Origin of the sequence: Escherichia sp. E4742 (assembly GCF_005843885.1) — a bacterium.
GTDB lineage: Bacteria > Pseudomonadota > Gammaproteobacteria > Enterobacterales > Enterobacteriaceae > Escherichia.
The window spans coordinates 202,728-214,034 of the sequence record NZ_CP040443.1; the positions used below are offsets into that span (position 1 = coordinate 202,728).

General features: G+C 51.2%; 10 protein-coding genes. 3 read left to right on the top strand and 7 right to left on the bottom strand.

The genetic code is table 11. The features are described from left to right. Position 1: 1 nt before the first annotated feature. On the top strand, positions 2-1,090 hold the full coding sequence (locus FEM44_RS01045) for a sugar kinase (protein WP_135521889.1): 1,089 nt from the start codon (positions 2-4) through the stop codon (positions 1,088-1,090). A gap of 106 nt (positions 1,091-1,196) precedes the next feature. Here the strand turns inward: FEM44_RS01045 and FEM44_RS01050 are convergent, their stop codons facing one another. The 6 genes from FEM44_RS01050 to fruB all read right to left on the bottom strand — a co-directional run bounded on the left by FEM44_RS01050 (position 1,197) and on the right by fruB (position 8,625). Then, the gene (locus FEM44_RS01050; protein WP_000353893.1) at positions 1,197-2,447 is read right to left on the bottom strand and encodes a NupC/NupG family nucleoside CNT transporter; all 1,251 of its coding nucleotides are present in this window, start codon (positions 2,445-2,447) and stop codon (positions 1,197-1,199) included. A 93-nt stretch (positions 2,448-2,540) separates the two neighbouring features. Next, positions 2,541-3,479: a pseudouridine-5'-phosphate glycosidase gene (gene psuG / locus FEM44_RS01055; protein ID WP_135521887.1), complete on the bottom strand. Its 939-nt coding sequence runs from the start codon at positions 3,477-3,479 to the stop codon at positions 2,541-2,543. After that, entirely contained in the window at positions 3,467-4,408 is a 942-nt protein-coding gene (locus FEM44_RS01060) for a pseudouridine kinase (protein WP_135521885.1), read from the bottom strand. The genes psuG and FEM44_RS01060 overlap by 13 nt, the downstream gene beginning before the upstream one ends. A gap of 440 nt (positions 4,409-4,848) precedes the next feature. Continuing rightward, a complete protein-coding gene (gene fruA / locus FEM44_RS01065) occupies positions 4,849-6,540 on the bottom strand; it encodes a PTS fructose transporter subunit IIBC (protein WP_138158842.1) in 1,692 nt (563 codons plus the stop codon). 16 nt (positions 6,541-6,556) lie between these two features. Then, on the bottom strand, positions 6,557-7,495 hold the full coding sequence (fruK, locus tag FEM44_RS01070) for a 1-phosphofructokinase (protein WP_000091270.1): 939 nt from the start codon (positions 7,493-7,495) through the stop codon (positions 6,557-6,559). After that, a complete protein-coding gene (gene fruB / locus FEM44_RS01075; RefSeq protein WP_135521883.1) occupies positions 7,495-8,625 on the bottom strand; it encodes a fused PTS fructose transporter subunit IIA/HPr protein in 1,131 nt (376 codons plus the stop codon). Before fruB ends, fruK begins: the two co-directional genes overlap by 1 nt. A gap of 367 nt (positions 8,626-8,992) precedes the next feature. Between fruB and setB the strand changes: the two genes are divergently transcribed. Beyond that, on the top strand, positions 8,993-10,174 hold the full coding sequence (setB, locus tag FEM44_RS01080; RefSeq protein ID WP_138158844.1) for a sugar efflux transporter SetB: 1,182 nt from the start codon (positions 8,993-8,995) through the stop codon (positions 10,172-10,174). Here setB and FEM44_RS01085 read toward each other — a convergent pair. Next, positions 10,171-10,425, bottom strand: a complete 255-nt coding sequence (locus FEM44_RS01085; RefSeq protein WP_135521881.1) for a YkgJ family cysteine cluster protein — start codon at positions 10,423-10,425, stop codon at positions 10,171-10,173. The genes setB and FEM44_RS01085 overlap by 4 nt on opposite strands. A 154-nt stretch (positions 10,426-10,579) precedes the next feature. Here FEM44_RS01085 and yeiP point away from each other — a divergent pair, with 154 nt between their 5' ends. Further along, positions 10,580-11,152 carry an elongation factor P-like protein YeiP gene (gene yeiP / locus FEM44_RS01090; protein ID WP_001136827.1) on the top strand — a complete coding sequence of 191 codons (573 nt, stop codon included), beginning with the start codon at positions 10,580-10,582 and terminating at the stop codon, positions 11,150-11,152. Positions 11,153-11,307: the final 155 nt, after the last annotated feature.

An 11,307-nucleotide genomic window follows, 5' to 3' on the forward strand; every position in this document is an offset into this window, starting at 1 on the left:
GATGAATAACCGGGAGAAGGAGATCCTTGCAATTTTACGGCGTAACCCGCTGATTCAGCAGAACGAAATTGCGGACATGCTGCAAATTAGCCGTTCGCGCGTTGCGGCGCATATTATGGATTTAATGCGCAAAGGGCGGATTAAAGGCAAAGGTTACATTCTCACCGAGCAGGAATATTGCGTGGTGGTGGGAACAATCAATATGGATATTCGCGGGATGGCGGATATCCGTTATCCGCAAGCGGCCTCGAATCCCGGTACGATTCATTGCTCGGCGGGCGGCGTTGGGCGCAACATCGCCCACAATCTGGCGCTGTTAGGCCGCGACGTCCATTTACTCTCGGTGATTGGCGATGACTTTTATGGCGAAATGCTCCTGGAAGAAACGCGCCGCGCCGGCGTGAATGTCTCAGGCTGCGTTCGTTTACACGGCCAAAGCACATCGACTTATCTGGCAATTGCCAATCGAGACGATGAAACCGTGCTGGCGATTAACGATACCCATCTTCTGGAACAGTTAACGCCGCAACTGCTGAACGGGTCGCGCGATTTACTTCGTCATGCGGGCGTGGTGCTGGCAGATTGTAACCTGACTGCCGAGGCGCTGGAGTGGGTCTTTACCCTCGCTGATGAAATCCCGGTGTTTGTCGATACCGTTTCAGAATTCAAAGCGGGCAAAATCAAACACTGGCTGGCGCATATTCACACCCTGAAACCCACTATACCGGAACTGGAAATTTTATGGGGACAGGCGATCACCAGCGATGCTGACCGTAATGCCGCAGTGAATGCGTTGCATCAGCAAGGTGTACAACGACTGTTTGTTTATTTGCCTGATGAATCCGTTTATTGCAGCGAAAAGGATGGCGAACAATTTTTGCTGACTGCGCCAACACATACGACAGTAGACAGTTTTGGTGCTGACGATGGTTTTATGGCGGGCCTGGTGTATAGCTTTCTGGAAGGAAGCAGTTTCCGTGATAGCGCCTGTTTTGCGATGGCCTGCGCGGCAATTTCGCGCGCCAGCGGCAGCTTAAACAACCCTACCCTGTCTGCCGATAACGCGCTTTCATTAGTTCCGATGGTGTAACAATGTTGCCGGATGCGACGCTTGACGCGTCTTATCCGGCCTACAAATCAGGCAATTTCAGCAAGCAAATGTAGGCCTGATAAGCTTGCGCATCAGGCAATGACACTCAAGCTAAACCAATAAAGAACCCGGCAATAGTCGCACTCATCAGGTTGGAAAGCGTCGCCGCCGCCAGCGCCCGTAAACCAAGCTGGGCGATTTCTGGAGCACGTTTTGGCGAAATAGCCGAAAACGCCCCAACGACAACACCGATAGAACCAAAGTTAGCAAAACCACACAGCGCAAAGGAGATAATTGCCACGGTTTTCACTTCCAGCGTGCCACCCGTTTGCAGGTATGGGGAGAAACTCAGGTAAGCAACAAATTCGTTTATCGCCAGTTTCTGACCAATCAGGCTACCTGCAAGGTTAGCATCGCTCCAGTCTACCCCCATGATCCATGCCAGCGGTGCCAGCACATAACCAAAAATACTTTCCAGAGAGGCATTGGCAAAGCCAAACCAGCCGCCAATTCCGCCGATAATGCCGTTGATCAGCGCAATAATTGCGACAAACGCCATTACCACTGTCGCCACACCAGCGGCGATTTTCAGCCCGGTCATCGCACCGCTCGCCGCCGCTTCGATAAAACTTTTTGGCGGCGTTTCGCTGAATGACAGGTTTTCAAATGTCACCTGCGAAGGCTCGGTTGCTGGGCTAAGAATACGCGCAAACAAAATACCGCCGGGGATAGCCATCAGCGATGCCGCTAACAGGTAGTCAATCGGCACGCCCATTCCGGCATAACCAATCATCATCGAACCAGCAATGGACGCCATCCCGCTACAAATTGCGGTAAACAACTCGTTGCGATTCATACGATCGATAAACGGTTTTACGATCGCCGGGATCTCGTTTTGCCCGAGGAAAATAGTGGTAACCGCAACAAAAGATTCGATTTTGCTGATGTTGAGGGCTTTCTGGAAAATACTGCCAAGAATGCGAATCAGCAGCCCCATCACGCCAATGTAGTAAAGCAGGCTAATGAGCGCGGTAACGAAGATAATCGCCGGAAGTACGCGAAAGGCGAAGATAAAGCCCGCGCCATCAAAGAGAACATCCATTTTTGGCCCAACCAGCGAACCAAAAATGAAGGCGCTACCGGCATCACTGTAAGACATCACTTTATGAACGCCTAATGCCGCCTGTTCTACTGCCCATTTTCCCGGCGGAAAATAGAGCATGATGCCACCAATAGCGATTTGCAGCAGCAGCGCGGCCCCAACCGTGCGCAAACTGATACTTTTTTTATTTACCGACAACACAAATGCTATTGCCAGTAACACCACCATCCCCACAACACTTCTCATTATATCCATAATGATTTTCCCTTCATGCCAGTAAACCCGGCGTCAGCGCCAGGTTTCGGTATGTATGATCAGTACGGGCGACGGCTTTCTGCCCGTCAGAAATTAACCCGCGAGACGCTGGTATTCTTTGGCAATTTCACTCGCCAGAATGGCGTTGTTGAACACCAGCTGGATGTTGGATTTCAGGCTGTCACCGCCGGTCAGTTCAGCAACGCGCGCCAGCAAGAAAGGCGTACTTTCTTTACCAATAACACCCTGCGCTTCAGCTTCAGCTACCGCCTGATCGATCGCCGCATTGATAGTGTGTTCCGGCATAGCAAACTGTTCCGGGATCGGGTTCGCTACCACGAGGCCACCGTTCAGCCCGCTTTGCCATTTCACCGCCATCGCGCGGGCAATTTCTGTGGCACTGTCGAGACGAATGCTGACGTCGAACGGGCTGGTACGGCAGAAAAATGCAGGCAGCGCTTTGGTCTGATAGCCAATTAGCGGTACACCGAAAGTTTCTAAATATTCGGTAGTTAAGCCTAAATCGAGAATAGATTTTGCTCCGGCACAAACTACGGTGACATTGGTGTGCGCCAGTTCTTGCAAATCGGCAGAAATATCGAAGGTATGTTCCGCCCCGCGATGCACGCCGCCAATACCACCGGTGGCAAATACTTTAATTCCGGCAAGCGCCGCAATAATCATCGTTGAAGCAACGGTGGTTGCGCCATTTTTTCCGGCGGCAACAACAAAAGGTAAATCGCGACGGCTAACTTTAGTTACGTTATGTCCTTCACGACCCAGCAATTCAATTTCTTCTTTGCTTAAGCCCACTTTCATGACGCCACCAATAATGGCGATAGTGGCAGGTACAGCGCCCTGTTTACGAATAGTTTCTTCTACTTCAATTGCAGTCTGGGCATTTTGTGGAAACGGCATACCGTGAGAGATAATGGTCGATTCCAGCGCAACTACTGGTTTTTTGTTTTTTAAAGCATCCTGAACTTCCGGGGAAATTTGTAATAATTCAGGGGAAATGTTTAATTCAGACATTCTGCGTTCTCCACTAACGATATAACGTTGGCAATCGATAAATTTGGGTTATTGGTGTATTCACAGGAGAGCGCCATTGACGAACATCCCTGTGCAAAACGAACAGATTCGGCAAACGGCATACCGCCTACCCAACACGAAGCAAGCCCCGCCATCATGGCATCGCCCGCTCCGGTAACATTGATGACATTGGTTTTAATCGGTGCAGACCAGCCGCTTTCACCGCCGATTTCACTGTAGTAAACGCCGTCTCCGCCCATACTCAGTACCAGGCGGTTAAGGCCATGTTGATGGAACCAGGCGGCAACTTTTGCGACATCTTCACGCCCTGACAGCGCAATCCCGCTCAGGGTTTCCGCTTCAAGACGGTTTGGCTTCAGGGTGTGGATCTGACTTAGCCGATCGCGCACTTTGACACATTTCCAGGCCGAAACCGGATCGACAAATACAGGTACGTCGGCGGCATTATCCAGAATCCAGACCAATGCCTCTTCACTGATATTACAGTCTGCGACAATGACCTTTGCCCCCTGGATAAATTCACGGTGCTGTGCGAGATATTCTGCGGAAATACAGTTACTAATATTCATGTCATTTATAGCAACCAACATTTCACCGGTATTATCGAGCAATGATAAATAGCTCGACGTATTTTCGCCTGGCACAATCAGGCATTTCTCGACATAAACACCGGATTGATTGGTTTGCGTCAGGAGCGATTGGCCATAAAAATCACTGCCTACAGCGCTAAGTAGCCAGACTTTGTTCCCCAGCAACGCCAGATTTTGCGCGATATTGCGCCCTACTCCACCAGGAGTAAATTTTATTTTCCCTGGATTTGAATCCGCATAATTTAATGATTCATGTGAATATCCGGCGACATCAATATTCGCCGAACCTATAATTACGACATATTCCTTTTCGCGCATAGCACGTCCCCTGGTAAAAAATTACCAACTCTGTCAATCCACAAGAATATAGGTACTGCAAATAATGCTTAAACATGTGTTCATATTTAAACATGTGTTCATATTTAAACATGTGCTCATAGTATGCATGTTTTACTTAAAGTAAATTGCCGCCAGATGGGCAAAATAGGCAGATTTGAACAGGCTCACAAAACGCTATTAAATGCATGGATTAAAAAAACGAGGAATTTGTGATGGGATGCACAGAACAGGAACAATAAAAAAGGGCAGAAATTAATCTGCCCTTGAGGAAATAACGTTGATGTCCGATGCGGATTTCAGGTTTTCACTTAAAGATAAACCATATAAATTCATATAGTTACCTTCAAGAACTTGTCATTCACCTTGCGATCATCAAATGATACAGGGCAGGAAATTTCTGCCCTGTTGTTCACGTTTTATTATGCGGCTTTCGCTACTGCGTCCACTTCCGGACGTTTCAGGAAGGCATAGGCCAAACCCGCCACCAGCGTACCGGCAATAATTGCCACCAGGTAACCCAGTACCGGTGTAATAGCGCCAGGGATCAGCAGAACAAACAGACCACCGTGCGGTGCCATCAGTTTCGCACCAATCGCCATAGAGATTGCGCCAGTCAGCGCCCCACCAACGATACAGCACGGCAGCACGCGCATCGGATCACGAGCAGCAAACGGAATTGCACCTTCCGAAATAAAGCACAGTCCCAGTACCAGAGCGGCTTTGCCACCTTCCTGCTGCGCTTTGTCGAATTTGCGACGCGCCACCATTGTTGCCAGACCCATTGCCAGCGGTGGCACCATACCTGCCGCCATAATCGCCGCCATCGGGCCATAGGTTTGAGTACTCAGCAGACCCACACCGAATGCGTACGCTGCTTTGTTTACCGGACCGCCCATGTCAGTACACATCATGCCGCCAAGGATCGCACCCAGCAGAACCGCATTCGCAGTCCCCATCGTTTGCAGCCAGTGAGTCAGAGCTTCGAGGATGCCAGCAACCGGTTTACCGATCAGGTAGATCATCGCCAGACCAACCACCAGACTGGAAATCAGCGGAATGATCAAAATCGGTTTCAGCGCTTCCATACTCTGCGGCAGTTTCAGTTGAGTACTGATTAACTTCGCGATGTAACCGGCCAGAAAGCCCGCAATAATACCGCCAATGAAACCAGAACCTGTGCTGACCGCCAGCATACCGCCAATCAGGCCAGGCGTGAGGCCCGGACGGTCGGCAATAGAGAAAGCAATATAACCTGCCAGTACCGGCACCATCAGCGCAAAGGCTGAACCACCACCAATCTGCATCAGCGCCGCTGCCAACGTACCCGGCTCTTTAAACGCTTCGATACCAAAAGCAAAAGAAAGCGCGATACACAGACCACCTGCAACGACCATCGGCAGCATATAAGAGACGCCCGTCAGCAAGTGACGGTAAGCGCCTGCACTCTCTTTCTTACCTTCAGTGGTCGCTGTTTGAGCTTTGCCCGCTGGCTCGTAAGGCGTCGCTTCAGCAACGGCTTTATCCAGTTCCTGCGCGGTTTTCTTCAGCGCCAGACCGGTAGAGGTGCGATACATCGGTTTACCAGCAAATTTCGCCAGATCGACTTCAATATCTGCCGCCACAATTACCAGATCCGCCGCTGCGACTTCTTCAGGGGTGATGGCATTACCCGCGCCTACAGAGCCACGAGTTTCAACTTTCACCCACCAGCCACGTTTTTTCGCTTCGGTTTCAATGGCTTCTGCCGCCATAAAAGTGTGGGCCACCCCGGTCGGGCAAGCAGTCACCGCAACTACGCGTTTCGGACCACTGGCAGCAACCGGTGCTGTCGTAGCGACCGGCGCAGTGTAAGGTTTCGCATGGCCTTTGGCTTCACTCAGAAACAGCTCAGGGTGCGCAACTGCCCGGGAAATATCACCCAGCCAGACATTTTTACCGTTCAGCGCGCTGTCGTTCGGGATGGAATCACCGAGAACAATCGCCATTTCAGCGTCGTTCGGATTGTCGATGATTTCCAGTTTTGCTTTTCGCGCCGCCGCGCCCAGCAGGGTCTTCGCCATATAGGCGCGTGCCTGACCGAGATTAGCGTCAATAATCAGCAGCGTTTTCATTATGCCTCTCCTGCTGTCAGTTAAAAGGTTGTAAGTCGACGCGCGCCATCATTGCGGCCAACTGCGGACGATCGGTAATACCCACATTGCTTTGACTTACCGCTAGGGCAGCAACAGCTGTCGCCAGACGCAGAGTGTGTTCACTGGATTCACGCATCAGCAAGCCATAAATCAGGCCACCAACCATAGAATCCCCTGCGCCAACGGTGCTTACGACATCGACTGACGGTGGTTTGGCGATCCATTCGCCGGAGGCATTAACCCAAAGCGCGCCTTCGGCACCCAGTGAAATAACGACATGCGCGATACCTTGTTCACGCAGCGCATGCGCAGCTTCAATCACATCTTTCATTTCAGGCAGTTTACGGCCAGCCCAGATTTCCAGCTCGCGGCGGTTAGGTTTCACCAGCCACGGTGCCGCTTTCAAACCTGCCACTAACGCTTCACGACTACTATCAAAGATAATGCAAGGACACTGACTACGCAGGCGAGTCATCCAGTCGGTGAAGGCTTCCGGGCTGACGCCTGATGGTAAACTGCCGCTGACACAGACCATATCGAACTGACCAAGCCAGCTCAGAGAATCCGTCACAAAGCGTTCCCAGTCGGCTGGAGTGACTTCAAAACCCGAGAAGTTGAGGTCGGTCACTTCGCCGTCTTTTTCCGTCAACTTGACATTAATACGGGTGCGCCCCTGTACAACCTGGAAACGGTTGGCAATGCCCAGCTCGCTGAACAATTGCTGAAACCCGTCCTGGTTATCCTTACCGAGGAAGCCGCCAACAGTGACATCAATCCCCAGATCTTTCAGAACTTTGGCAACGTTGATACCTTTACCCGCCGCATGCAGACCGGTGGTTTTCACCAGGTTCACTTCGCCGCGTTCAATTTCCGGGCAGAAACCAACAAGGTCATAAGCCGGATTAAGGGTGATCGTAGCAACACGTCTGCTCATTACGCGCCCTCCCCAAGACCTGCGGCGATGGCGTCGCCAATGGAATTCAGCGCCTGTTCAGCATCTGGTCCCTGGGCGGTAAAGCGTAGGCGATGACCTTTCTTAACGCCAAGTGCTACAACTTTCATCAGACTACGTCCGTTTGCCGGTTTGCCGGTGCCATCAAGGTTTGTCACGGTAATATCACTGTTAAATTGTTTAATGGTATTGACCAACATGGTGCCTGGACGGGCATGCAGGCCGTGTTCATTGCGCACCACAAACTCCGCGCTTAACACGTCGTCGGTCGGCGCATCATCGCTGGTCAGCAGTGCCAGCAGCGTTGCCGCATCTGCTTTCAGCAAGCGGTCAGCTTTATTGTCGAGCAGCAAATCGGCGAGACGCTTAAGAACCGCGACGGGCTGATCGTCATTCATCGCCACACTCACCAGCATGGCAGCCGTTTCGCCGTCCACATCAAAAGCATTTGCCGCACGGCTTACCGCAATCGCGCTACGCAGATTGCCTTCGGCGCTATCGCTCAGCCAGATGCCTTGCCCGAGATTTAATGGCTGCTCGTTGATGGCTTTGGTGACGAAGGTAGCGTCAACTGCGCCCGCTTCTTTCAGACGAGCGGCGTTTAACGCTTGCAGGGTCAGCAAATCACTGGCAACGATATCCAGCGTCAGCATTTCGTTATCCAGCTTCAGCTGCTCACTCTGCTTTTCGCCCATCAGCAATGCGCGAAGTTCTTCTGCTGTTGTTGCTGACTTCAGTTGTTCAGCAACGGAATCATCGCTCAGTACATGGGTTAGTTGGCGCAGCAAGCCCAGATGTTCATCGGAGCTGGCGGCAATACCGATAGCCACGTACGCGACTTGACCTTCACCCCAGGTAATGCCTTCCGGGAACTGAAATACCTGAACGCCGGTTTTCAGCACCTGATCGCGGGTGTCGGTAGTACCGTGTGGAATAGCAATCCCATTGCCGAGAAAGGTTGAGGTTTGCTGTTCGCGCGCAAGCATGCCATTGACGTAGCCTTCCGCTACATTCCCGGCTTGCACCAGCGCAGCGGCGACCTTGCGAATAGCCTCTTCTTTGTCTCCGGCCTTCTCGCCCGGATGGATGTCCTGTACGGATAACTGGAACATAGTTCTCCTCTCTTGCTGAATTGAAACGATTCAGCTTCTATGAGAAAAAAAGCGCCAACCTGGCTTAGGATTAAAGACAAGATCGCGCTGAAACGTTTCAATCAAGAATAATACTTCTTCTTCAGCACGCAAGGGAAGCCGCTAAATTATGTCCAAAAGTTTGATGTGCTGCACATTTTTTTGCCAAAAATCTGAAATGCTGACAGTGAAATTAGCTATCAGCATTAGCATTTCGGCGGCGTCAGCTGAGGATCAGCAAGAGTGAAATGCCATTTTGATTATTCGTGGCGAGTTTGATTTCACTGACTGTTTATTTTCTGACAGGCAGCGTAAACTCCGCGTCTTCATCTTTCACTGATCGACCAGCATGCATAACTCCCCCGCAGTTTCCAGCGCGAAATCGTTTGACCTGACGTCAGCGGCATTTTTAATTGTTGCCTTTCTCACCGGAATTGCAGGTGCCCTGCAAACCCCGACGCTAAGTATTTTCCTCACTGATGAAGTGCACGCGCGCCCGGCGATGGTGGGATTCTTCTTTACCGGCAGCGCCGTTATCGGAATTCTGGTCAGTCAGTTTCTCGCCGGACGCTCTGATAAACGCGGCGATCGTAAATCGCTGATTGTCTTTTGCTGCCTGTTAGGCATGCTGGCCTGTACCCTTTTTGCCTGGAATCGCAACTACTTTGTTTTGTTATTCGTCGGCGTTTTTTTAAGCAGTTTTGGCTCTACCGCCAACCCGCAAATGTTTGCTCTTGCTCGTGAACATGCCGACAAAACCGGGCGTGAAGCGGTGATGTTCAGCTCTTTTTTACGCGCCCAGGTATCGTTAGCGTGGGTCATTGGCCCGCCGCTGGCGTATGCCTTAGCGATGGGATTCAGCTTTACGGTAATGTATCTCAGCGCGGCGGTGGCGTTTATTGTCTGCGGCGTGATGGTGTGGTTGTTTTTACCGTCGATGCAAAAAGAGCTTCCGCTGGCGACCGGCACGGTTGAAGCGCCGCGCCGTAACCGTCGCGATACGCTGCTGCTGTTTGTGATTTGTACATTGATGTGGGGCTCGAACAGCCTGTACATCATCAACATGCCGCTATTTATTATCAACGAACTGCATCTTCCTGAGAAACTGGCGGGCGTGATGATGGGGACCGCAGCCGGGCTGGAAATTCCGACCATGTTGATTGCCGGATATTTTGCCAAACGTCTGGGTAAGCGCTTCTTAATGCGCGTTGCCGCCGTAGGTGGCATCTGTTTTTACGCAGGTATGCTGATGGCGCATTCACCTGTCATTCTGTTGGGCTTACAGCTGCTGAATGCTATTTTTATCGGCATTCTGGGCGGCATCGGGATGCTCTATTTTCAGGATTTGATGCCCGGTCAGGCAGGTTCAGCCACCACGCTCTATACCAATACGTCGCGCGTGGGCTGGATCATCGCAGGATCAGTGGCGGGCATCGTCGCCGAGATCTGGAATTATCACGCGGTGTTCTGGTTTGCGATGGTGATGATTATCGCCACCCTGTTTTGCTTGCTGCGGATTAAAGATGTTTAAGGCGCGGTCAACATTTCCAGATCGATAAGCCAGGTCATGGCCTGCTGACGCGTGTTACCGCACATTTCAGCACTGGCCTGCAAGCCTGCGCAAACTTTCGGCCGTAGTGGAGATGTGAAAATTTTACAGCGCTGCTGTTTATCAAGCTGAATGCAGGGCGTATTGGCGGGCTTGCCATCTGGCATACCGGGAATAGGACTGGAGATTGAGGGGGCGGTGCAACACGCCCCGCAACCCGGACGGCATTCCATACGTTGTTCTCTTAAGGTTAACCACCGGATTGAGGAGCGCGCACATTACCACCTTTTTGGCACCAGCAAAAGTGCGAATACCACTTGCCTGAAAGGCCCGTCGCGAGTAGTTTGTCGCGATATTTTTGACATTTTCGACAACAGGAATTTTTCGATGCCAAGAGCGAACGAAATTAAAAAAGGTATGGTACTGAATTACAACGGCAAACTGCTGCTGGTTAAGGACATTGATATTCAGTCGCCTACCGCCCGCGGTGCCGCTACGCTGTACAAAATGCGTTTTTCAGACGTCCGTACCGGGCTGAAAGTGGAAGAACGCTTTAAAGGCGATGATATCGTTGATACCGTGACGCTGACCCGCCGCTACGTTGACTTCTCCTACGTCGATGGCAACGAATATGTCTTTATGGATAAAGAAGACTATACCCCGTATACCTTCACTAAAGATCAGATTGAAGAAGAACTGCTGTTTATGCCGGAAGGCGGCATGCCAGACATGCAGGTTCTGACCTGGGACGGTCAACTGCTGGCGCTTGAACTGCCGCAGACCGTTGATCTGGAAATCGTTGAAACCGCTCCTGGCATCAAAGGCGCTTCTGCCAGTGCCCGTAACAAACCGGCGACCTTGAGCACCGGTCTGGTGATTCAGGTACCAGAATACTTAAGCCCGGGCGAAAAAATTCGTATCCATATCGAAGAACGCCGTTATATGGGGCGTGCTGACTAACTTCAGCCACATTCAGAAAAGGGACAGCTCAGGCTGTCCCTTTTTTAATTTATTATACCAATCCTTCATTTTGCGCTTCCTGAACACCTTTCGCCTGCAATATTCACTTGTAAATTGATCATCCTCACACTTCATCGCATTAACAATCCAGACCA